This is a genomic window from Fundidesulfovibrio sp. YSD1 (assembly GCF_055397115.1).
Map to the genome: position 1 here is coordinate 3,722,585 of NZ_AP043666.1, position 21,015 is coordinate 3,743,599.

A 21,015-nucleotide genomic window follows, 5' to 3' on the forward strand; every position below is an offset into this window, starting at 1 on the left:
CTTGGAATCGCGCGCAAGGCGGCGTAAGACCGCCTTTCCCATGAACAGACAGCCCACCGTACGCGACATCCTCCAGAAGACCGAAGCCTACTTGCGCGAAAAGAACGTCGATTCGCCCAGGCTCTCGGCGCAGCTGATCCTCTCCAAGGGATTGGGCGCCGGCCGCATGCAGCTCTTTCTCGACCTGGACAGGCCCCTCAAGGCCGAGGAGCTGGGCGCCCTGCGTCCGCTGGTGGCCAGGCGCGGCCGGGGCGAGCCCGTGGCCTACATCACGGGCGAACGCGAGTTCTTCAGCATGGCCTTCGAGGTCACGCCGGACGTGCTCATCCCCAGGCCGGAGACCGAGCTCATCGTGGAGGAGGCCCTGAAGCTCTTTCCCGGCGACGCCGAACTCGCCTTCGCGGACCTGGGTACGGGCTCGGGCTGCCTGGCCGTCTGCCTGGCCGCCAAGTTCCCCAACTCCAGGGGAGTGGCCCTGGACATAAGCCCGGCCGCCCTGGCCGTGGCCAGGCGCAACGCGGCCCGGCACAAGGTGGAGGACAGGCTCACGTTCGTGAACGCCTCTTTCGAGAACCTGCCCCCGACGCCTGGCGGCTACGGCCTGATCGTCTCCAACCCGCCCTATGTGAGCGAGGCGGAGTACGCGGAGCTCTCCCCCGAGGTCGCCGGGTTCGAGCCCAGGGGCGCTCTGGTGCCCGGGCGCGAGGGCCTGGAGGCCTACCCCGTGGTGGCCCGGGCGGCCCTTGAGAACCTTTCGCCCGGCGGGACGCTCATGCTGGAGATCGGCTGGCGCCAGGGCCAGGCCGTGAAGGAGCTGCTCGAATCGCCGGAGTTCGGCTTTGAGGGCGCGGCCGTGCTGCGCGACCTGGCCGGGCTCGACCGCGTGGTGGCGGCGCGCAAGCCCGCCTGACGCCCGTCATCAACAGCCTCTCCGCTTGCGAGGTGTGCCCATGCTCGAAGTGATCGTCTTTCTTTGCGGCGCGGTGGTCATGGTGGTCGAACTGGCCGCCTCGCGCGTGCTCGCCCCGTTCCTGGGCACGTCCACCATCGTCTGGACCAGCATCATCGGCGTGATCCTGGGCGCGCTTTCCATGGGCTACTGGTGGGGCGGACGCCTGGCCGACCGGTATCCCACGCGCAAGGCGCTCTCCTGGATCATCCTGGGCGCGGCCGTGTTCACCGGGCTCGTGGGGTTCTCGCGGTCCTACGTGGTGGAGATGGTCAGCGCCTCGGGCAGCGGGCTGCACGCCGGGTCCATGATCGCGGTGATGCTCCTCTTCGCTCCCTCGGCGGTGCTGCTGGGCATGGTGGCCCCGTTCGCCGCGCGCATCCGCCTCACGGACAGCGCCACGGCCGGGCGCACCGTGGGCGCGCTCTACGCGCTCTCCACCATGGGCAGCATCGTGGGCACGTTCGCGGGCGGTTTCTTCCTCATCTCCTATTTCGGCAGCACCACCATCCTCTTCCTCATGGCCGCCGTGCTGGCCGTGGCCTCGCTTCTGTGCCACGCCGGAAAGTGGGCGGCCAAGGCCGTGGTGGGCGGCGCGGGCGCGGCGCTCTGGCTGACCGGGGCCGCCAGCGCCGGGGTCATGTCCCCCCAGGGCGTCCTGGACGTGGACACCGCCTACCAGCGCGTGCTCGTCTACCCCTCGCGCGACTGGACCACCGGCCGCCAGATACTCGCCCTGAGCACCGGCCCCGAGGGCGTGCAGGGCGGCGTCTACCCCGACGAGCCCGACGCCCTGGCGCTCAACTACACGCGCTTCCTGCCCTTGGCCGCGCACTTCAAGCCGGACCTGCGCCGCGTGCTGGTGCTTGGCGGCGGGGCTTACGCCTTCCCCAAGTACGTGCTCAAGAACCATCCCCAGGCCCGCGTGGACGTGGTGGAACTGGACCCCGGCATAACCAAGCTCGCCCGGGCGCACTTCTTCCTGCCCGAGGACGAACGCCTCACGATCATTCATCAGGACGCGAGGACGTTCTTGAACGCCAACGCCAAGCGCTACGACGTGATCGTGGCGGACGTGTTCAACTCCTCGGCGTCCATTCCCTTCCACCTGGCCACCCTGGAGACCGTCAGGCGGCTTCATGACGCCCTGGAGCCGGACGGCGTGCTCCTGGTGAACACCATCGGGGCGCTCGCCGGGCCGCAATCCAGGCTTTACAAATCCTTCTTCGCCACATACTCCCGGGTCTTCCCGCAGGTCCACGCCATCAAGTGCTGGCTGGGCAGCCCGCCGGACGCGCCCGGAAACGTGCTGCTCGTCTGCTTCAAGTCGGACGAGCCCAGGCCCTGGACCAGCCAGGACCCGGCCGTGAACGCCAGGCTCGGCCTGCGCGTCCAGCCGCCGGACCTGGACGGGGCTGTGGTGCTGACCGACGATTTCGCCCCTGTTGAACGCTTTATGACCTCCTGGTGAGATATGAACGAGAAAGTGAACGAGACTGATCCCTGTCCCTGCGGCTCCGGCCGCACCCTGGCCGAGTGCTGCGGCCCCATCGTCAAGGGCGAGCGCCCGGCCCCCACGGCCGAGGCGCTGATGCGCTCGCGCTACACCGCCTACGCCGTGGGCGACATGGCCCACCTGCGCCGCTCGCTGGACCAGAAGTGGCAGGCCTCCTTCGACGAGGACGGCGCCAAGGAGTGGTCCGAGAAGGCCGAGTGGAGGGGGCTCGAGGTGCTCTCCGCCAAGGCTGGGGGCGAGGGCGACCTCGAGGGCGAGGTGGAGTTCGTGGCGAAGTTCGCCATGGACGGCGAGGAGCAGCTGATGCGCGAGCGCGCGCGCTTCCGCAAGCGCGGGGGCGAGTGGCGCTACGTGGACGGCAAGGTGAAGTCGTCCCAGGAGCCCGTGGTGGCCTCCGGCCCCAAGGTCGGGCGCAACGATCCCTGCCCGTGCGGCAGCGGCAAGAAGTACAAGAAGTGCTGCGCGTAACTTTTTTCAGATTTTTTGAAATACTTGTTGACGAGGTCGCCATAAGCGCATAATTACCTCTTTCTCAACGACGCGGGGTGGAGCAGACCGGTAGCTCATCGGGCTCATAACCCGAAGACCGTGGGTTCAAATCCCACCCCCGCAACCAGGAAATCAGGGCCTTACGGAGACAATCCGCAAGGCCCTTTTCCTTTTGGGCGCCATGCTCCCGGCTTTCGCCGCTTCGCGGTGCGTCGCGGCCGGGGCTTCATCGCAAATCCAGGCGTTTCGCCTCGCTCACCTGAATGTCCGCCGCTCCACCGTCGCGATCAGTATCCCCGCGATGATGAGCCCGCCGCCGAGCACGTGGAACAGCGCCACGCGTTCGTCCAGGATCAGCACCGACTCCACGGCCGCGAACAGGGGCAGGGAATAGTAGACGATGCCCGAGAGCACCGGCCCGATGGAGGCGATGGCCCTGGTCCAGAGTAGGTACGCGGCGAACGAGCAGCCCACGCCCGCGTAGGCCACGGCGATGAGCACGCGGCCGTTCCAGACCGGGGCGGGCATCACGGCGGCCTCCCAGGCCAGGGCCGGGAGCATCAGCACCGTTCCCGCCGCGAACATCGCCGCGTTGAAGCCTTCGATGGAGATGTCGGCGGAACGCTTGCGCACGAAAAGCGAGTACACCGCGAAGCAGGCCGCCCCGGCCAGGGCCCACAGGTCGCCCGGGGTGAACGTCACGGCGGCCAGGTGTCGCCAGTCGCCGCGTGAGATCAGCTCCAGCACGCCCAGCAGCACCACGCCGACGCCAGCGAGCCGCCGGTATGTGATGGGCTCCCCGTAGACCAGGCGCGACAGGATGATGATCAGGATCGGCGCGGTGGGCACGAGCAGCGCCATGTTCAGGCTCTGGGTGGTCTGCCCGGCCTTGTAGATGAGCGTGTTCAGGCACGAGACGCCCACGAGGGCCATGAAAACCAGATACCGCCAGTGCCTCTTCACCGCGGGCCAGTCGGCGCGGAGCTTGGGCAGGGCCATGGGCAGGATGCACGCCAGGGCCAGCACCCAGCGCCAGAAGTTGAGCTGGATCGGCGGTATCTCGTGCGCGACGCCCCGGGCCAGGACGAAATTGCCTGCCCAGATGACCGTTGCTGCCAGGGCGCAAAGATAGCCGTTGAGTCTTTTGTCGGGATGCATGCGGGACTTCTTTGGGGTGGAAATTTGGGTGCCGGACCCAGATACATAGTCTACTGCGCAGTCCGGCCCGAGGCAACTCGTTGACCTGGAACGCCCCGGCCGTTGACCCCTCACGTGCGCTGGGCTAGTGTCGCGCCCGCGAAAAACGGGCCGTCCAGGCCCCTTCCATCCATCCAAGGCTCAACGGGAATGAGAGAAAGAACCGACAACCGCAAGAACCGCATCCTGGACGTCCTCGCCCGCAGGCAGAAGGACCTCACCGTGGTGCTGAACAACATCCACGACCCGCACAACGTCTCGGCCGTGCTGCGCAGCTGCGACGCCTTCGGCGTGGGGCAGGCGCATCTGCTCTACACCGACACCCCCTTCCCGCAGCTTGGCCACAAGAGCTCCGCCTCGGCCAAGAAATGGGTTGAACTCAGGCGCCACACGTCCGCCAGGACGATGATCGGGGAACTGCGCGCAAGCGGCGCCCAGGTGCTCTCCACGGGCTTCGGCCCCGGGGCCAAGCCCCTCACCGAATGGGACATGACCCTGCCCACGGCCGTGATCATGGGCAACGAGCACGCGGGCGTGGACGACGAGCTCCAGGACTTGGTGCGGGACCACATCTACATCCCCATGCAGGGCATGGTGCAGAGCCTGAACGTGTCCGTGGCCACGGCCGTGATCCTCTACGAGGCCTTCAGGCAGCGCATGGCCAAGGGCATGTACGGCTCCCCCTCGCTCACGCCTGAGGAGATCCAGGCCACGTTCGACCGCTGGATAGTGAAGTAGGGCGGGGGAACCCGCCCGAAAGCTCAGGTGGCGGGCGCAACCCGCTTCTTGGGCCACAGCTCGGACAGGAGCATTCCCGCCAGCATCAGGGCGCAGCCGATGACGCCGCGCGTGCTCAACACCTCGCCGATCAGCGCCCAGCCCGCCAGGGCCGCGAACACCGACTCCAGGCTCAGGATGATGGCCGCGTGCGACGCAGGGGCGTCGCGCTGGGCCACCAGCTGCAGCGTGTAGGCCACCCCCACCGAGAGAAGCCCTCCGTAGAGGATGGGCATGGCGGCCCCCATGAGCCCGGCCAGGGCGAAGGATTCGCCCTTGAATACCGCGATGGCCAGGCTCAAGACCGAGCATACCGCGTACTGGCCCACGGCCAGGTGGATGGGGTTCATGCGCGGGGCGAACCAGGCCACGATGAGCACGTGCCCGGCCCAGAACACCGCGCCGATGAGCTCCAGCAGGTCGCCCTTGTTGATGCTCATGTCCTCGTTGATGCTCAGGAGGTACATGCCCGCCACGGCGGCGAGGGCTCCGATCCAGGTGCCCAGCGGCGTGCGGCTGCCGAGGAACGCCCCGAAGATGGGCACGAGGATCACGTACAGGCAGGTGATGAACCCGGCCTTGCCGGCGGTGGTGTAGACCATGCCGATCTGTTGCAGGCTCGCGCCCAGGGTGATGGCCAGCCCGGCGCAGAGGTAGCCCAGCCAGGCCGGGGCGTGCATCCCGGGGGCGGGCCGCATGGACTTGGACGAGCGCATGGCCAGGGGCAGGAGCGCCACCGCGCCCAGCGCGAAGCGCACGCCGTTGAAGAGAAACGGCCCCACATGCTCCATGCCCACGCGCTGCGCCACGAAGGCCATGCCCCAGATGATCGCGGTGACGAGAAGGAGGATGTCCGCCCTGAGGGCCTTGGAAGCCGTAACGTCACGCCTGGCCATGGTCTTTATCCTCCCATGATGCTTGCTGTTTTTTCGCGCTGCGCCTCCGGGTTCAGGCCCGGGCGGGTGCGAAGATGGCCGAGTAACGGTTCAGGGGTGAAAGATCAAGGACGATGAGCCATTGACGCAGGCGCGGCGGGCGCTTCCCTGCGGGGAGGGGCCCGCGTTGACACTTCTCGACCGCATCGAATATGCAACCGGCTCCATGCACGCCACTTCCAAGGTCATGGTCGTAAGACGACCCCGCGCCGGATCGCTCTGGTCCGGCCTGCTCGCAGGGCTGTCGCCCCGGGCCTTCGCCCGGTCGTTCTGGCAGCGCCGCGAGCTTCTGGCCACGTTTTCGCGGATCGAACTGTATTCCCGCTACCACGGGTCGCAACTGGGCGTGCTCTGGGGGCTGGTGACGCCCCTGGTGACGCTCGCGGTCTACACCTTCGTCTTCTCGGTGGTCTTCAAGCCCTCCTGGGCGGGCGGCGGTCAGGCCGGGGGCGTGGCGGGCTACGCCCTGACGCTCTTTGCCGGGCTCATGGTCTTCGAGGTCTTCGCCGGGTGCGTGAACCGCACGCCGAGGCTCCTGTCGGAGAACGTCAACTTCATCAAGAAGGTGCTCTTCCCGCTGGAGATCCTGCCCGTGGGCAGCCTGTTCGCCGTGTCCCTGGAGTCGCTGGCCAGCATGCTGCTCGTGGCGGCGGGCGTGCTCGCCACCACGGGGAGCCTGTCCTGGACCGCGCTTCTGGCCCCGCTGGCCTACGTGCCGCTCGGCATGTTCACGCTCGGCGTGTGCTGGTTCCTGGCCCCGGTGGGCGTCTTCCTCAAGGACCTGGGCAACGTGGTGGGCGTGGCCGTGCAGCTCTACTTCTTCGCCACCCCGATCCTCTACCCCCTGTCGGCCGTGCCCGAACCCTGGCGGGGGGTGCTGGCGTTCAACCCGCTGCACCCGGTGGTGGACCACCTGCGCCGGACCATCATCTGGGGCCAGGCCCCGGATTTCGCGGCCCTGGGCGCGGCCACGGCCTTCTCCGCCCTGGTGATGCTGGCCGGGTACTCCTTCTTCGTGAACGTGAAGAGGCTCTTCGCCGATGCGGTCTGATTCCGATACCGTGATCGCCGCTCGCGGCGTCTCCAAGATGTACGAGCTCTACAGCCGCCCGCAGGACCGGCTGCGCCAGATGCTCCTGCCCCCTGCCCGGCCGCTCTACCGGGAGCACTGGGCGCTTCGCGGCGTGAGCTTCGAGGTGCGCCGGGGCGAGGCCTTCGGCATCATCGGCAAGAACGGGGCGGGCAAGTCCACGCTCTTGCAGATACTGGCCGGGGTGATCGAGCCCACCGAGGGCGAGGTGGAGCTTCCCGAGCGCACCACCGCGCTTCTGGAGCTCGGCTCCGGCTTCAAGCCCGAGTTCACGGGCCGCCAGAACGTCTACGTCAACGCCGCGGTGCTCGGAATCCCCAAGGCCACCGTGGACGGGCACATGGACGACATCGCGGCCTTCGCGGACATCGGGGCCCACTTCGACCAACCCGTGCGGACCTATTCCAGCGGTATGTTTTTGCGCCTGGCCTTCGCCGTGACAACGAGCCTCGAACCCGAGGTGCTGATCATCGACGAGGCCCTGGCCGTGGGCGACGTGTTCTTCCGCCAGAAATGCTACCAGCGCCTGGAAGGGCTCCTGGCGCGCGGCACCGTGGTGGTGCTCGTGTCCCACGCCATGAACGACGTGGCCCAGTTCTGCCACAGGGCGCTCATGCTCGAGCGCGGGCGCGTGGTCTTCTGCGGGGACGCCTCGGCAGCGGTCAAGCGCTACTCCGTGGGCGGGGGCGGGTACGTCCCTGTCGCGGCGTCGGAGGGCGAGGCCGCGCTAGCGCTCCCGGCCGAGGACGAGGCGGACGGGTTCTGGCCCGCCCCGGAGGCCTTCGCGGACCTCTCCCGGGTGTCCGCCGCCGAGAACGACTGGGCCAGCTGCACCCACGTGGCGGTCTGCGACGCCTCGGGCCACCCCTGCCGCAGCTTCGAGCAGGGCGAGACCGTCTCCATCTTCTGCCGCTACCAGGTGCACCACGACATCGAGGTGGCCGTGGCCGGGGTGGAGATCATAAACGACAAGCGCATCATCGTCTTCGGCAAGAACACGCTGCAATTCGACTGCGAGCACCCCGAGGCCACCCCGGCCGGGGCGGGCGTGCGCGTGCGCTTCGACGTCGCGCTGGACCTGGCCCCGGGCGAGTACACCGTGAACCTCGGCTTTTCCGCCCTGAGCCTGGAGGACTACAAGCGCAGGGCCGCGCTGTCGCACCAGGAGCTGGAGAGCCGCATCACGGTGATCTCCATCCTGACGCGCGCAGGCGACTTCATGGTCACTTTCCGCAGCCGCGACACCAGCCCCGTGCAGCTGACCCACCACGGCGTGGCCAACCTGCCGGGGGAGGCGCAACTACGCCTGTTCGCGGCCGGGAAACAGGGGTAGCCCTGGGGGAGGCCTTCCGGCCAGCCCCGGGAGGAGAACCGGCCGCGTCGTCCTTCGGGCGCGGCAAGGGCGCATTCGACACTCTCTTTCCGGCATTTCTGGAGAAACCATGCGGCAATGTTGGTGCGGCGCCGACGTCCTGGAGCCTTTTTCCCCCGGGTACATGCTCTGTCCGGCCTGCGGCACGCTCGTTTCGCGCGGGGTCAGGACCGAGAACTACGGCAGCGACTACTGGTTCGGCCACCAGGAGGCCGACCTGGGCCAGCCCTCCATCGAAACGAGGGCGCGCGCGGACATGCCCGAGCGTTGCGTGCACTGGCTGCGCCTCTTCCTGCGGGCCTGTCTGCCGCCCGGGGAGGTGCTGGAACTGGGCTGCGCCCACGGCGGGTTCACAGCGCTCTTGTCGCGCTGCGGGTTTTCGGCCAGGGGGTTGGAGCTCGACGCGGACGTGGCCGCGCTGGCCACCCGCACCTTCGGCGTAACGATGCTCTCCGGGCCGCTGGAAGAGCAGGATATCGCGACGGGGAGCCTCAAGGCCGTGGTGCTCATGGACGTGCTGGAGCACCTGCCCGACCCGGTGGGGCTCCTGCGCCACGCGGGGCGGCTCCTGGCACCCGGCGGGGTGGTCTTCGTGCAGACCCCGCGCCTTCCCTTGGGAACCCCCTTCGAGGAGATGCAGGCCGGGGCGGACCCGTTCACGCGCATGCTCCTGCCCGCCGAACACCTCTACCTCTTCAGCGAGCAGTCCGTGCGCGGGCTTTTCGCCCTGGCCGGCATGGAGCACCTGCGCTTCGAGCAGGCGCTCTTTCCCTACGACATGCTCTTCGCCGCCGGAAGCGCGTCCCTGCCCGACCACTCCCCCGAGGAGGCCGCCCGGGCGCTCTGCCGCACTCCGGACGGCAGGCTGGCCCTGGCGCTTATGGACATGGGCGAGCGCGCGGCCAGGGCCGAGGCCGAGGCAGCGCGCGCGAGCGGCGCCGCCGCCGCGCAGCAGGGCGGGCTCGAGGGCGTGGTGCGCGAGATGGCCTCGGGCTGGGTGAGCGAGGCCCGGCTGCCCGGGCTGGTGAACAAGATACTTCTGCGCCTGGGCCGCCTCGCCTGGCTCTACAACAAGGCCGTGAAGCGCGTCTTCAAGGGTGGCGGCGGCAGGCTCCCGGCAGCGAGCCGGGGCCTGGAGGGCGCGCAGGTGCTCGTGGACCTCACCCCGGTGTTGCCCGGAGGCGACAACGGCGGGGCCAAGCTCATGACAATCCTGCTCCTGCACGAGCTTCGCGCCATGCGCCCGGACTGGCGTTTCGTCTGCCTGGTCTCGGACGCGGCCTTCGAGGAGCTTGCGCACCTGGACGCGCCCAACGTGGAGCGGGTCAGGGCGTCCTCGCTCGGGCGCGCGAAAGGCATCGACTCGTGGCGGGGCAAGCCGGTGGACCTGCTCTTCTGCCCCTTCACCATGCCCTATTTCGAGCACCCTTCGGTGCCCGTGGTGTCCGTGGTCTACGACCTCCAGTACGCCTACCACCCCCGGTTCTTCGCCCCGGACGACGAGGCCTCGCGCGAGCGGACCTTCCTGGCCGCGTCCCGGGCCGCAAGCAGGCTCGTGTGCATCTCGGAGTTCACGCGCCGGACCGTGCTCGAGCAGGGCAACGTGCCCGAGGGGCGCACGGCCACGGTGCACATCTCCCTGCCGCGCAGGCTCGCCCGGGCGGACGCCCAGGCGGTGGCCCGGGCGCGCGAGCGCTTCGGGCTGGGCGGGGAGGGGTACTTCCTCTATCCGGCCAACTTCTGGGCGCACAAGAACCACCGCGCGCTCCTGGAGGCCTTCGCCTCCTTCGCCGCCACCGGCCCTGGCTCAGGGATGCGCCTGGTGCTCACCGGGGCGGACACTGGGCTTCGCGCGCAACTGGCCGAGGAGGCCGCGCGCAAGGGGCTGGGCGGCCGGGTGGCCTTCCCGGGCTACGTGTCCGACGAGGAGCTCTCCGCGCTGATGACCGGGGCCACGGCCCTGGTCTTCCCGTCGCTCTTCGAGGGCTTCGGCATGCCCCTGGTGGAGGCCATGGCCGTGGGCACGCCGATCTTGTGCTCGAACACCACGAGCCTGCCCGAGGTGGGCGGGGACGCGGCTTTGTATTTCGATCCCGCAAAGCCCGAGGAGATCGCCCGGGCCATGGCCCGCATCGTCGGCGAGCCCGGCCTGGCCGAGGCCCTGGCTAAGAAGGGGCGGCGGCGCCTGGCGGTGTTCGGCGGCCCGGAGGACATGGCGCGCAAGTACCTGGGCGTGTTCGAGGAGGTGCTGGCCCGCCCGCTGTCCCAGAGCACGGCCGTGCGCGGCCTGTACGGCGACGGCTGGTGCGGTGGGCGGCTGTTCGTGGCCTTCGGCCCGGCCGCTCACCGGCAGTGGCTGCGGGCCAAGTTCTCGTTGCCGCCGGAAGCGCCGACCGGGCGCGTGACTGTGAGCACGCTGGTGTGCGGCAAGGCCTGGGGCAAGCCGGTGGCGCTGTCGCGCGGCGGGTCGGTCATGCTGGACCCCGACCTGCCCTCAGGGGGCGGCTACGTGGAGTTCGTCCTGGACGGGGCGAGGAGGGCGGATGCGCCTGACGGCCCCGGCGTGGCGGACACGCGCAGGCTCTCGGCGAGGTGCCTGGAGCTTCGCCTGACCGACGGCGCGCGGGATGTGGACCTGCGGTATCCGGAAGGGAACGGGGAAGAGGCCTAGGCATCTAGCGGGCAGTCGTTCACCGGCGCGCTACAAAACAAAAAAGGGGTTGCAGTGTGTGACTGCAACCCCTTTGCTTTTGGTGGAGGCGATGAGGATCGAACTCACGACCTCAGCGTTGCGAACGCTGCGCTCTCCCAGCTGAGCTACGCCCCCTCGGGAAGCGAGGTTACTAGATGCAATTTGACTTCAGGTCAAGAGAATACATGCTCAAGGATGGCCTCGATCCTGCGGGCGTAGGTGTGCTCGCTCTCGATGAGCCCGCGCCAGGCCTGGATCACGGCCTCGCGGTCGGCTTCAAGGCGCTTGAGCGTCGCGCCGATTTCGCCGGGAACAGCGTAGCTCACGGCCTGGGCGAGCTCTTCCGGGAAGATCGCAAGCCCGGGCGTCCGGTCGGTCAGCAAAAGCCCCCCGGCGGCCCAGACGTCGAAATGGCGCTGGGTCAGCCCTTGCGGCAGAAGCGGGCTCACTGCCCCCACGACGCTGCGCGCCGAGGCGTACATGTCCTTTAGCGGCCCGTAGTAGTCCACGGGGGGCAGCAGCTTGAACTTCGCGTCAGTCAGCTCCCGCCAGGCCGCGTCTCCGCAGACGCAAAGCTCCCCGGCCCTGGCCGCCGCCTCGATGACCATTGCCCGCCATTCCCGGCCGCACTCCTCGGCCCCCAGGCCGGCCAGGCGCACCTGCCTGCCCGGCCACAGCCGCTCGACGCCGAGCCGCTCCACCCACCAGGCAAAATCCGGGCGCTGGCCGCGCGAGAGCATGGCGCGCGCCTCTTCCCGGGCGTCGCGGGGAGGCCTGAGCCCGGCGAAGAAGTCCTCCCGGCCCGGGAAGGCGCTGCGCCCGACGAAGAGCATCCTGCCTGAAAGCCCGGGCTCGCACGGTTTCGCCCCGAAGAACCCGGGCGACGCGGCCAGGGGAAGGTGGGTCACGCTTTTGGCGCCAAGCTCCCGAAGCGGGGCGATGAACCAGCTGTCCGTGACGAAGAGGTGCGCCTGCTTCCACAGGGCGTTCTTCTGTCCGCTCAGGGCGTGGAAGGGGTTGTCCACCAGCCAGACCGCCACGGGCGTCCCGGCGCGGGCCAGAAGCGAGAGGCTCAGGCCGTATTCGTCCAGGCCCGCGAAGTTGATGGAGAGAAAGATGTCCGGCCTGCCTTGGGCCAGTTCGCTCGCGAGCTCCCCCGGGGCTATGCTTCTCACCTCGAAGCCGGCCTCTTCCAGGGCCTGTCCGGCCTCGCGCGCGATGAGCCTGCCCGGGGCCTCGGGCATGAGCGCGACCTTCGTCCCCGCGTGCGCGCCCACGGACCCGCCCGGAACGGGCAGGGCAAGCGAGGCAAGCACCGGGCTCCAGAAGCCGGGGAACAGACGCTGATTTCCTCTATATAAAAGGATGGTGGCGTCCGCCGCCGGGTCGAAGCTCGTCACCCTCCGCCACGCGGACGGGACGGCCTCGCGCCAGGATGGCGGCATCTGCCCGGAAAAGGCCGGGCACTCCATGTAGCGCACGCGGGCGTCCCGGGGCAGCGACGCCGCGAGCCGCGCGGGGTCCGGCCCGAGGCCCAGCACCAGCCAGTCGCTCCCTGGGGAGGAACGCAGGGTGTCGTGCCCGTCCGGGAGTGTCTTTGGAGCGCCGAGCTCGTCGGTCAGGCGCAGGCGCGCCGGGGGGCTTTGCATCTGCTGGGGGCCTTTGCTACAGGTCCGGGCCGGAGGGGCCATGAAGAAACTGCACGACCATTATTTCAAGCGCGCCAAGCAGGAGAACTACCCGGCCAGGTCCGTGTACAAGCTCCAGGAACTGGACGCCAGCTTCAAGCTCTTCCGCCCGGGCCAGAAGGTGCTGGACCTGGGCGCGACGCCCGGCTCCTGGACGCTCTGGGCCGCGCAGAAGGTGGGGGCCTCCGGCAAGGTGCTGGGCGTGGACTTGAACCCCACGGACACGGCCTTCCCGCCCAACGTGACCTTCCTGGTGGCGGACGCGCTGGACCCTGGCCCCGAGTTCAGGGCGCTCCTCGACTCCATGAAGCCCTTCGACCTGGTGATAAGCGACATGGCCCCCAGGACCACGGGCCAGCGCGTCACGGACCAGGCGCGCTCGCTGGAGCTGGTGGAGCAGGCCCTTGCGCTGGCCGGGACTTGCCTGATAAAGGGCGGCCACTTCGTGGCCAAAGTGTTCATGGGCCCGGACGTCAAGGCATTCACCGACTCCATGCGCGGGGCCTTTGAAAAGGTCAAGACCGCCAAACCCAAAAGCTCGCGTTCCGAGAGCTTCGAGCAGTTCATCGTGGGCCTCGGTTTCAGGGGCCTTCAGACATATCCGGAGGAGTAGATGGCTGGACATTCCAAATGGAAGAACATCCAGGTGCGCAAGGGCGCCCAGGACGCCAAGAAAGGCAAGGTTTTCACCAAGGTCACCAAGGAGATCATGCTGGCGGCCAAGGCCGGCGGCGGGGACCAGGTCACCAACGCCCGGCTGCGCTCCGCAGTGGCCGCAGCCAAGGCCGTGAACCTGCCCAAGGACAAGATCGAGACGGCCATCAAGAAGGGCACGGGCGAGCTCGCGGGCGGCAACATCGAGGAGGTCACCTACGAGGGCTACGGCCCGGGCGGCGTGGCCATCATGGTCGAGGCCGCCACGGACAACCGCAACCGCACCGTTGCCGACATCAGGGCCATCATGAGCAAGAACGGCGGCCAGATGGGCGAGGCCGGGTGCGTGGGCTGGATGTTCGACAAGAAGGGCGTGCTCACCCTGGACAAGGCCAAGTACGCCGAGGACCAGATCATGGAGGCCGCTCTGGAGGCCGGAGCAGAGGACGTGCTCGACCAGGGCGACACCTGGGAGGTGGAGACCGCTCCCGAGAACTTCGACGCCGTGCGCCAGGCCCTGGAGGACGCTGGGATGGAGCTTCTCTCGGCCGAGATCTCCATGATCCCCAAGAACACCGTGGACGTGGACGCCGAGACCGGGCGCAAGCTCCTGAAGCTCGTGGACGCCCTGGACGACTACGACGACGTGCAGCAGACCCACGCCAACTTCGAGCTGCCCGAGGCGCTGCTGGCCGAAATGTAGGGCGCGGGGAAACGATCCGGACATGGCCGCCATCACCGTCCTCGGGCTGGACCCCGGCTCGCGCAACACCGGCTGGGGGATCGTGCGCGAGGAGTCCGGCGTGCTCACCCTCGTGGACACGGGCGTGATCCGCGTGGAGTGCCTGGGCGAGATGGACGTGCGCCTCGGGGCCATCTTCGACGCCCTGAGCGGCTTTTTGGCCCGGCACAAGCCCGACGAGGCCGCCATGGAGGACGTGTTCGTTTCCAAGAACGTATCCTCCGCGCTCAAGCTGGGCCAGGCGCGCGGCGCGGCCATGGCCGCCTGCGCCGTGGCCGGGGTGCGCGTGCACGCCTACGCCCCCACCGAGGTGAAGAAAAGCCTGGTGGGCGTGGGCAAGGCCGAAAAAACGCAGGTGGCCTTCATGGTCGCCCAGGTGCTGGGATGCCGAAAAACGCTGGCCGCCGACGCTTCGGACGCGCTCGCCGTGGCCGTGTGCCATCTGAACCAGAGGCGCTTCAGGCGTCTGGCGGGGGAAGGATGATCGCCTATCTGCGCGGTGAGCTTCTGGAGAAGACCGACCGCTCCTGCCTCGTGCTCACGGCCTCGGGCGTGGGCTACGACGTCTCGGTGGCCACCTCCACGGCGGCGTCGCTGCCGGGCAAGGGGGAGGAGGTCTCGCTCTACGTCCACGCCCAGACCGGAGAGGACGGCACGCGCCTCTTCGGCTTCGCCGCCGGGGAGGAGCGGGCGGCCTTCCGCGCGCTGATCGAGATCCCGAAACTCGGCCCCAAGACCGCGCTCTCCATGCTCTCCTGCTACCGCGTGGGCGAGCTGGCCCTGATCGCGGCCCGCGAGGACGCGGCCGCCCTGGCCCAGGTGCCGGGCATCGGCAAGAAGAGCGCCCAGCGCATGATCCTGGAGCTCAAGTACGCCCTGGCCGACGTGCACGCGGGACCCGTGACGCCCGCAGGCCAGGCCCCGGCCGGAGGCGTCTACCGCGACGCCCTGGCGGCGCTCGTCAATCTGGGGTATGCCGATTCCCAGGCCGCGCCGCTCTTGCGCGAGGTGCTCGAGGCCGAACCGGACCTGGACGTGGCCCAGGCCATCCGCTCGTGCCTGAAGAAGATCGCGGCCGCCAAAGCATGACCACGAAGCCAGACGACACCATCCGCCCGGCGAGGCTCACGGACTTCATCGGCCAGGACGACCTGCGGGCCAACCTGGAGGTCTACCTTTCCTCGGCCACGGAGCGCGGCAAGGCCCTGGACCACACGCTCTTCTACGGCCCCCCGGGCCTCGGAAAGACCACCCTGGCCCAGATCATGGCCTCGGAGCTGGGCGTGAACCTGATCACCACCTCCGGGCCCGTGCTCGAGCGCGGCGGCGACCTCGCGGCTATCCTTACCAACCTGGGCCGCCACGACATCCTTTTCATCGACGAGATCCACCGCATGCCTCCGGCCGTCGAGGAAATCCTCTACCCGGCCATGGAGGATTTCAAGCTGGACCTGATCATCGGCCAGGGCCCGGGCGCGCGCACCGTGAAGATCGACCTGGAGCCCTTCACCCTGGCCGGGGCCACCACGCGCATAGGCCTTCTCACCTCGCCCCTGCGCGACCGCTTCGGCGTGATCTTCCGGCTCGATTTCTACTCGGCCCACGAACTCGCGGCCATCGTCACCCGCGCGTCCGGGATACTTGGGGCGAAGCTCACGGGCGAGGCCGCGCTGGAGATCGGCAAGCGCTCGCGCGGCACGCCGCGCATCGCGGGCAGGCTTCTCAGGCGCGTGCGCGACTTCGCCGTGGTGCAGTCGCGCGAGGTCATCGACCAGGACCTGGCCCGCGAGGCCCTTTCGCGCATGGACGTGGACCCGCACGGGCTCGACCAGATGGACCGCAAGATACTCTCCTGCCTCATCGACCAGTTCGGCGGCGGCCCCGTGGGGGTCAAGACCCTGGCCGTGGCCTGCTCCGAGGAGGTGCGCACCCTGGAGGACATCTACGAGCCCTACCTCATCCAGTGCGGCCTGATAAAGCGCACCCCGCGCGGGCGCGTGGCCACGGCGAGGGCCTACCAACACCTCAAAACGCATTCGCTAGGCTGACACATGCCCGAAAAAAAACTCGACGTGGCCCTTCTGGCCTACACCCCGGAACCGCTCTCGCTCATCTACGCGGCCTTCCGCCAGTGCTACCATGCCGGTTTCGTGGCGGACATGTGGCCGAGGCTTCTGGCAGGTGAGATCGCGCGCGAGAAGCAGGCCGAGTTCGTGGCCCAGGTGATCGAGTCGGGCCACGTGAGCCCCGTGGAGCACGTGAGCTTCACCTTCGCCGTGGAGGGGGTGTCGCGCGCGCTCACGCACCAGCTGGTGCGCCACCGCATCGCCAGCTACTCCCAGCAGTCCCAGCGCTACGTGGACGCCTCCAACTTCGATTTCATCATGCCTCCGGCCGTGGCCAAGAACCCCAAGGCAAAGGAGCGCTTCGAGGCCTTCATGGCGGAGGTGGGCCACGCCTACCGCGACCTCAAGGCCATCCTCGAAGAGGACGGGCGCGGCGCGAAAGCCAAGGAGGACGCGCGCTTCGTGCTGCCCCAGGCCGCCGAGACGCGCATCGTGCTGACCATGAACTGCCGCTCGCTGTTCAACTTCTTCGAGCACCGCTGCTGCGAGCGCGCCCAGTGGGAGATACGCGCCCTGGCCGACAAGATGCTCTCGCTGTGCCGCTACACCCTGCCCGAGGTGTTCGACGTGGCCGGGGCCAAGTGCGAGCGCCTGGGCTACTGCCCCGAGGGCGAGAAGTTCACCTGCGGCAGGTATCCGCGCCGCGACGCCTAGGCCGCGTGCCCTCCTGGAAATTCAAGCGCCCCCGCCGGTAATCCGGCGGGGGCGCTTTCGTTGGTGCGTGTCTTGCGACGCTTCTTGAAGCGTTTCAAAAAGCGCCCGGACTATCGGCCCAGGGCCTTGGCTGCCGGGGCGCGGTAGCCGGGGGTGCGCTCGAGGCCGCCGTCCAGGAAGACCTTCACGTAGCGCTTGTCGGTCTTGCAGATGTGGTTGGCCAGCCAGTCCTTGAGGAAGTTCATCAGGTCCATGGACACGTTGGCCGTGCCGGACTTGTACTGGGTGATGAAGTCCACCACCTTGGCCTTGAGCTCCTCGTGGATCTTCTTGTGCTGCGGGGCCTCGGGGAAGCGCAGCTGGTCGAAGTGCTTCTCCTCGGTGCCGAAGTGGTACACCGTGTACTCGGCCAGCCCGTCCAGGAGCTTCTCCAGCACGGCCTTGCCCTGGCCGGACTTCATGGCCGCGTAGAGCTGATTGACCATGTCCACCAGCTTGCGGTGCTGCTCGTCGATGACCTTCACCCCAGTGGCCAGTTCGCTGGTCCAGGGCATGAGCACGTCAGCCTGCATGCCGCTTTTCAGGTCCGCGATGAGCACGGAGAGCTCGTGCGAGAGCTCCGAGAGTTCGAGCACGGCGTGGGCCGAGTCGTGGATGCCGTCGGCGATGCCGCCCGCCACCTGGTCCACCTCGTCGATGGCCTTGTTGATGTGCGCCGAGGTGGCGGACTGCTCCTCGGAGGCGGCCGCGATGGAGTGGATCTTGAGCGTGTTGTCCTCGGCGTGGGTCAGGATCAGTTGCGCGGATTCGCCCGAACGCCTGGCCATGGCCGAGGCCTCGTCCGTACGCGAAACGGCCATCTCCATGCGTTCCACGTTCTGGTGGATGGAGTTCTGGATGGCCATGATGGAGTCGCCCACTTCCTTGGTGGCGTGCATGGTCTTTTCGGCGAGTTTCCTCACCTCGTCGGCCACCACGGCGAAGCCGCGCCCGGCCTCGCCCGCGCGGGCCGCCTCGATGGCGGCGTTCAGGGCCAGGAGGTTGGTCTGGTCGGCGATGTCGTTGATCACGTTGATGATGCGGTCGATGCTGCGCGCCTGCTCGCCCAGGCTGCCCATGTTCAGCTTGAGCTGCGAGGTGGAGTCGTTGACCTTGGAGATTGAGTCGATGGATTCGAGGGCGAGGCGCGCGCTCTCGTCGGCCAACTGCTTGGCGTTCTCCACGCTCACCGAGGCGTCGGAGGAGCTGCGCGAAATGTCCGCGATGGCGATGTTCATCTGCACCATGGCCGCCGAAGTCTCCACCATGCGCTGTTTCTGGAGGTCGGCTCCCTCTGAGATGCGCTCCATCTGGTTGGAGAGCGCCCCGGCGGAGTTCATGACGCGCTCAACCACGGCCTCGAGCTTGTTGGAGGCGTCCAGCAGGTTGCGGGCCTTGGACTCCTCGGCCAGCCTGGAGGCCTCCTGGGCCTGGAGGATGGCGTCGTCGCAGGAGCGCTGGGCGGCCTCGAGCTCCCTGCGCCTGTCGCCGGCCTCCTTGCGCGCGTCGCCCAGGCAGGCCGCGAGTTCGCGCAGGGCCTTGGAGAGCGCGGCGAATTCCGCGGGCCCGGCGTCGGGTGCGCCCTGGGGCAGGCCTGCCTGAGCGGCCTGGGCGGCCATGGCCGCGAGCCTTCCGAGCGGTGCGGCCACCAGGAAGGCGAACACGCAAAGCGAGGCCAGCACCGCGAGGCACAGGCTCACCAAGAGCCAGGCCGGAGCCCCGCCGGAACCGAAGCTCAGGACCGAGGCGGCCACCGCCATGCACGAGGAAAGGGCGAGCAGGGCGGTCAAGAAGGACTTCACGGACATATGAACTCCCAGATAACGGATGTCATGAGGTAGCTAAAATTGGGAAAGCCCACAAGCAGGAGGGGTTTACATTCACGAATCCATTGCAGGAAGGAAATGTTACAACTCCCGAGCCTTGATCTTGCACCACCGAGCGGGTATCACACAAACATCGGTCGGAATCAATCCTAATAATCAGGGAAATTCCTTACCAATCCTAATGATCGGAGAACCGTCGACATGAGCAAGACTGAAGCGCCGCGCGGAGGCATCCTCCAGCGCGACGGCGAAACCTGGGCCATCGTGCCCCGCACGCCAGTGGGCGTCATCACCCCCGACGTGCTCGAGGCCCTGAACGCCGTGGTCAAGAAATACGCCATCCCCATCGTGAAGATCACCTCCGGACAGCGCATCGCCCTGGTGGGCGTGAAGGCCGAGCAGGTGGAGGACATCTGGAAGGACCTGGGCACCCTGGTGGGCCAGGCCATCGAGCTGTGCGTGCACTTCGTGCAGGCCTGCCCGGGCACCAGCGTGTGCAAGTTCGGCGTGCAGGATTCGCTGGGCCTGGGGCTCGAACTGGAGAAGGTCTACGTGGGCATGGAACTGCCCGCCAAGGTGAAGATGGGCGTCTCGGGCTGCCCGTTATGCTGTGCGAGTTCTCTCGTGCGCGACGTGGGCGTCATCGGCAAGAAGAGCGGCTTCACCGTGTCCTTCGGCGGCCATCCCGGCGGCAAGCCCCGCATCGCGGACGTGGTGGCCGAGGACCTGAGCGCCGAACAGGTGGTGGCCCTGGTGAAGAAGCTCCTGGAGCACTACCGCGACAACGCCAAGAAGAAGGAACGCTGCGCCCGCTTCGTGGAGCGCGTGGGCATCGAGGCCATCAAGGCGGCGGTGCTCTGATCGCCCGCGGCCGCCCTCACGGGCGGCCGCTTTTCATTCATCCCATGCAACCCCTCGTCTCGGTCCTCCTGCCCGCGCGAAACGCCGCGCGCCACCTTCCCGGCGCGCTCTCGAGCCTTTCGCGCCAGACCCTGCGCGAATTCGAGATAATCGCCGTGGACGACGGCTCGGACGACGGCGGGGCAACCTGGGCCGTGCTGGAGGGCTCCGCCTCGCGCGACCCCAGGATGAGGCCCGTCCGCTCCGGCCACGCGGGCATAGCGTGCGCGCTCAACCTGGCCGCCTCCCTGGCCCGTGGCCGCTATCTCGCGCGCATGGACGCCGACGACTCCTGCCTGCCCGAGAGGCTCGCGGTCCAGGCGGCGTTTCTGGACGCCCACCCGGGAACGGACGCGGCCGGGTGCCTGGTGCGCTTCGGCGGGGACGCAGGGGCCGCCGCGGGCTACGCCAGGCACGTGGAATGGGTCAACGGCCTGCTCACCCACGAGCAGATGAGCCTGGGCGTGTTCCGCGACGCCCCCCTGGCGCACCCCTCGGCCGTGTTCAGGGCCGCTTCCTTCGCCCGCTTCGGCGGCTACCGCCACGGCCCCTTCCCGGAGGATTACGAGCTCTGGCTGCGCTGGATCGAGGCCGGTGCGCGCCTGGGCAAGGTCGGCCAGGAGCTTCTGGTCTGGAACGACCCCCCGGACAGGCTCTCGCGCACGGACGCCCGCTACGGGGCGGACGCCTTCTTCGAACTCAAGGCGGGCTACCTGTCGCGCTGGCTCGCGAGGAACAATCCCCTTCACCCGGACGTATATGTGGTGGGGGCGGGAAGGGTGACGCGCAAGCGCGCGGAGCGCCTGTGCGCCCACGGCGTGCGCATCAAGGCCTACCTGGACATCGACCCGGCCAAGATCGGGCGGTCGCACCAGGGGCGGCCAGTGCTGCACCACGAGGACGTGCCCGGGCCGGAGGAGGCCTTCGTGGCCTCGTTCGTGGCCACTCCGGGCGCCGCGGCGCACGTGGCGCGCTTTCTGGAATCCAGGGGCTTCCTGCCCGGCGTCGGCTATGTCCAGGCAGGTTGAGGTGTTGTGGCGGATCATTGGCGATAATCGTCTGATTCTCCCGGAAACGAGCCAAATTGAGGGAGGGAAACCCTCCTTTATCGTCTTGTCCCTGTTTGGCCGTGAAAAGAAGATGCTGGTAAAACTTAATTATTTAAGCATGTTGCCATTGATCCGCACTTTCAGTCGAATTCCGGAGTCATGGCCATGAGGGCGCTTCAGCCAACGGAACGCTCAAAATGGCGGGTATAAAGAACCATTCCTGCCAGAAAAAGAAATTAATTCTGACAAAAACGGGTTCTCATGGAGTAATGGCTGTGGAAAAATATTCCATAGTCTGTGGATTGTTTTTGAGTCCCCCC

The 21,015-nt window shown here is 68.1% G+C and carries 19 protein-coding genes and 2 tRNA genes; 16 read left to right on the plus strand and 5 right to left on the minus strand.

Annotation, left to right across the window (positions count from 1 at the left end; genetic code table 11):
- The first annotated feature begins 40 nt into the window (after positions 1 to 40).
- The 4 genes from prmC to ACZ5V4_RS17270 all read left to right on the plus strand — a co-directional run bounded on the left by prmC (position 41) and on the right by ACZ5V4_RS17270 (position 3,081).
- Positions 41 to 910 carry a peptide chain release factor N(5)-glutamine methyltransferase gene (gene prmC / locus ACZ5V4_RS17255; RefSeq protein ID WP_464316110.1) on the plus strand — a complete coding sequence of 290 codons (870 nt, stop codon included), beginning with the start codon at positions 41 to 43 and terminating at the stop codon, positions 908 to 910.
- A 40-nt stretch (positions 911 to 950) separates the two neighbouring features.
- Positions 951 to 2,420, plus strand: a complete 1,470-nt coding sequence (locus tag ACZ5V4_RS17260) for a fused MFS/spermidine synthase (protein ID WP_464316111.1) — start codon at positions 951 to 953, stop codon at positions 2,418 to 2,420.
- Between the two features lie 3 nt (positions 2,421 to 2,423).
- Complete coding sequence (locus tag ACZ5V4_RS17265; RefSeq protein ID WP_464316112.1) at positions 2,424 to 2,933, plus strand: YchJ family protein; 510 nt, start codon at positions 2,424 to 2,426, stop codon at positions 2,931 to 2,933.
- Between the two features lie 71 nt (positions 2,934 to 3,004).
- A tRNA-Met gene (locus ACZ5V4_RS17270) sits at positions 3,005 to 3,081 on the plus strand.
- Between the two features lie 128 nt (positions 3,082 to 3,209).
- Here the strand turns inward: ACZ5V4_RS17270 and ACZ5V4_RS17275 are convergent.
- Positions 3,210 to 4,112 (minus strand): DMT family transporter, encoded by a 903-nt coding sequence (locus ACZ5V4_RS17275; RefSeq protein WP_464316113.1) that lies wholly within the window; start codon positions 4,110 to 4,112, stop codon positions 3,210 to 3,212.
- A gap of 189 nt (positions 4,113 to 4,301) precedes the next feature.
- On the opposite strand from ACZ5V4_RS17275, the gene ACZ5V4_RS17280 reads away from it, so the two are divergent.
- Positions 4,302 to 4,889 (plus strand): TrmH family RNA methyltransferase, encoded by a 588-nt coding sequence (locus ACZ5V4_RS17280; RefSeq protein WP_464316114.1) that lies wholly within the window; start codon positions 4,302 to 4,304, stop codon positions 4,887 to 4,889.
- A gap of 23 nt (positions 4,890 to 4,912) precedes the next feature.
- Here ACZ5V4_RS17280 and ACZ5V4_RS17285 read toward each other — a convergent pair whose 3' ends face one another.
- A complete protein-coding gene (locus tag ACZ5V4_RS17285; RefSeq protein WP_464316115.1) occupies positions 4,913 to 5,824 on the minus strand; it encodes a DMT family transporter in 912 nt (303 codons plus the stop codon).
- 166 nt (positions 5,825 to 5,990) lie between these two features.
- Here ACZ5V4_RS17285 and ACZ5V4_RS17290 point away from each other — a divergent pair, with 166 nt between their 5' ends.
- From ACZ5V4_RS17290 to ACZ5V4_RS17300, 3 genes are all read left to right on the plus strand, one after another.
- The gene (locus tag ACZ5V4_RS17290; RefSeq protein ID WP_464316116.1) at positions 5,991 to 6,914 is read left to right on the plus strand and encodes an ABC transporter permease; all 924 of its coding nucleotides are present in this window, start codon (positions 5,991 to 5,993) and stop codon (positions 6,912 to 6,914) included.
- Positions 6,904 to 8,286: an ABC transporter ATP-binding protein gene (locus tag ACZ5V4_RS17295; protein ID WP_464316117.1), complete on the plus strand. Its 1,383-nt coding sequence runs from the start codon at positions 6,904 to 6,906 to the stop codon at positions 8,284 to 8,286. Before ACZ5V4_RS17290 ends, ACZ5V4_RS17295 begins: the two co-directional genes overlap by 11 nt.
- A 109-nt stretch (positions 8,287 to 8,395) precedes the next feature.
- Complete coding sequence (locus tag ACZ5V4_RS17300; protein WP_464316118.1) at positions 8,396 to 10,996, plus strand: glycosyltransferase; 2,601 nt, start codon at positions 8,396 to 8,398, stop codon at positions 10,994 to 10,996.
- 80 nt (positions 10,997 to 11,076) lie between these two features.
- Here the strand turns inward: ACZ5V4_RS17300 and ACZ5V4_RS17305 are convergent.
- Both ACZ5V4_RS17305 and ACZ5V4_RS17310 read right to left on the minus strand, forming a co-directional pair.
- Positions 11,077 to 11,152, minus strand: a tRNA-Ala gene (locus tag ACZ5V4_RS17305).
- 38 nt (positions 11,153 to 11,190) lie between these two features.
- On the minus strand, positions 11,191 to 12,666 hold the full coding sequence (locus tag ACZ5V4_RS17310) for a glycosyltransferase family protein (RefSeq protein ID WP_464316119.1): 1,476 nt from the start codon (positions 12,664 to 12,666) through the stop codon (positions 11,191 to 11,193).
- A 40-nt stretch (positions 12,667 to 12,706) separates the two neighbouring features.
- Here ACZ5V4_RS17310 and ACZ5V4_RS17315 point away from each other — a divergent pair, with 40 nt between their 5' ends.
- The 6 genes from ACZ5V4_RS17315 to thyX are packed head-to-tail and all read left to right on the plus strand — an operon-like array spanning position 12,707 to position 16,881.
- Positions 12,707 to 13,318: an RlmE family RNA methyltransferase gene (locus ACZ5V4_RS17315; RefSeq protein ID WP_464316120.1), complete on the plus strand. Its 612-nt coding sequence runs from the start codon at positions 12,707 to 12,709 to the stop codon at positions 13,316 to 13,318.
- Positions 13,319 to 14,062, plus strand: a complete 744-nt coding sequence (locus ACZ5V4_RS17320; RefSeq protein ID WP_464316121.1) for a YebC/PmpR family DNA-binding transcriptional regulator — start codon at positions 13,319 to 13,321, stop codon at positions 14,060 to 14,062.
- Positions 14,063 to 14,084: 22 nt separating this feature from the next.
- Entirely contained in the window at positions 14,085 to 14,585 is a 501-nt protein-coding gene (gene ruvC, locus ACZ5V4_RS17325; protein WP_464316122.1) for a crossover junction endodeoxyribonuclease RuvC, read from the plus strand.
- Positions 14,582 to 15,190 carry a Holliday junction branch migration protein RuvA gene (ruvA, locus tag ACZ5V4_RS17330; RefSeq protein ID WP_464316123.1) on the plus strand — a complete coding sequence of 203 codons (609 nt, stop codon included), beginning with the start codon at positions 14,582 to 14,584 and terminating at the stop codon, positions 15,188 to 15,190. The genes ruvC and ruvA overlap by 4 nt, the downstream gene beginning before the upstream one ends.
- Positions 15,187 to 16,149 (plus strand): Holliday junction branch migration DNA helicase RuvB, encoded by a 963-nt coding sequence (gene ruvB / locus ACZ5V4_RS17335; RefSeq protein WP_464316124.1) that lies wholly within the window; start codon positions 15,187 to 15,189, stop codon positions 16,147 to 16,149. Before ruvA ends, ruvB begins: the two co-directional genes overlap by 4 nt.
- Positions 16,150 to 16,152: 3 nt before the next feature.
- The gene (gene thyX / locus ACZ5V4_RS17340; protein ID WP_464316125.1) at positions 16,153 to 16,881 is read left to right on the plus strand and encodes an FAD-dependent thymidylate synthase; all 729 of its coding nucleotides are present in this window, start codon (positions 16,153 to 16,155) and stop codon (positions 16,879 to 16,881) included.
- Positions 16,882 to 16,991: 110 nt separating this feature from the next.
- On the opposite strand, the gene ACZ5V4_RS17345 is transcribed toward thyX, so the two are convergent.
- Entirely contained in the window at positions 16,992 to 18,728 is a 1,737-nt protein-coding gene (locus tag ACZ5V4_RS17345; RefSeq protein WP_464316126.1) for a bacteriohemerythrin, read from the minus strand.
- 219 nt (positions 18,729 to 18,947) lie between these two features.
- On the opposite strand from ACZ5V4_RS17345, the gene ACZ5V4_RS17350 reads away from it, so the two are divergent.
- Together ACZ5V4_RS17350 and ACZ5V4_RS17355 are read left to right on the plus strand one after the other, a co-directional pair.
- Positions 18,948 to 19,607, plus strand: a complete 660-nt coding sequence (locus ACZ5V4_RS17350; RefSeq protein WP_464316127.1) for an NAD(P)/FAD-dependent oxidoreductase — start codon at positions 18,948 to 18,950, stop codon at positions 19,605 to 19,607.
- 44 nt (positions 19,608 to 19,651) lie between these two features.
- Positions 19,652 to 20,674: a glycosyltransferase family 2 protein gene (locus tag ACZ5V4_RS17355; protein WP_464316128.1), complete on the plus strand. Its 1,023-nt coding sequence runs from the start codon at positions 19,652 to 19,654 to the stop codon at positions 20,672 to 20,674.
- The last annotated feature ends 341 nt before the right edge of the window (positions 20,675 to 21,015 follow it).

Coding starts and splice junctions, on each gene's coding strand:
- prmC (WP_464316110.1), top strand. CDS start 41: ATGAACAGACAGCCCACCGTACGCGACATCCTCCAGAAGACCGAAGCC.
- ACZ5V4_RS17260 (WP_464316111.1), top strand. CDS start 951: ATGCTCGAAGTGATCGTCTTTCTTTGCGGCGCGGTGGTCATGGTGGTC.
- ACZ5V4_RS17265 (WP_464316112.1), top strand. CDS start 2,424: ATGAACGAGAAAGTGAACGAGACTGATCCCTGTCCCTGCGGCTCCGGC.
- ACZ5V4_RS17275 (WP_464316113.1), bottom strand. CDS start 4,112: ATGCATCCCGACAAAAGACTCAACGGCTATCTTTGCGCCCTGGCAGCA.
- ACZ5V4_RS17280 (WP_464316114.1), top strand. CDS start 4,302: ATGAGAGAAAGAACCGACAACCGCAAGAACCGCATCCTGGACGTCCTC.
- ACZ5V4_RS17285 (WP_464316115.1), bottom strand. CDS start 5,824: ATGGCCAGGCGTGACGTTACGGCTTCCAAGGCCCTCAGGGCGGACATC.
- ACZ5V4_RS17295 (WP_464316117.1), top strand. CDS start 6,904: ATGCGGTCTGATTCCGATACCGTGATCGCCGCTCGCGGCGTCTCCAAG.
- ACZ5V4_RS17300 (WP_464316118.1), top strand. CDS start 8,396: ATGCGGCAATGTTGGTGCGGCGCCGACGTCCTGGAGCCTTTTTCCCCC.
- ACZ5V4_RS17310 (WP_464316119.1), bottom strand. CDS start 12,666: ATGCAAAGCCCCCCGGCGCGCCTGCGCCTGACCGACGAGCTCGGCGCT.
- ACZ5V4_RS17315 (WP_464316120.1), top strand. CDS start 12,707: ATGAAGAAACTGCACGACCATTATTTCAAGCGCGCCAAGCAGGAGAAC.
- ACZ5V4_RS17320 (WP_464316121.1), top strand. CDS start 13,319: ATGGCTGGACATTCCAAATGGAAGAACATCCAGGTGCGCAAGGGCGCC.
- ruvC (WP_464316122.1), top strand. CDS start 14,085: ATGGCCGCCATCACCGTCCTCGGGCTGGACCCCGGCTCGCGCAACACC.
- ruvA (WP_464316123.1), top strand. CDS start 14,582: ATGATCGCCTATCTGCGCGGTGAGCTTCTGGAGAAGACCGACCGCTCC.
- ruvB (WP_464316124.1), top strand. CDS start 15,187: ATGACCACGAAGCCAGACGACACCATCCGCCCGGCGAGGCTCACGGAC.
- thyX (WP_464316125.1), top strand. CDS start 16,153: ATGCCCGAAAAAAAACTCGACGTGGCCCTTCTGGCCTACACCCCGGAA.
- ACZ5V4_RS17345 (WP_464316126.1), bottom strand. CDS start 18,728: ATGTCCGTGAAGTCCTTCTTGACCGCCCTGCTCGCCCTTTCCTCGTGC.
- ACZ5V4_RS17350 (WP_464316127.1), top strand. CDS start 18,948: ATGAGCAAGACTGAAGCGCCGCGCGGAGGCATCCTCCAGCGCGACGGC.
- ACZ5V4_RS17355 (WP_464316128.1), top strand. CDS start 19,652: ATGCAACCCCTCGTCTCGGTCCTCCTGCCCGCGCGAAACGCCGCGCGC.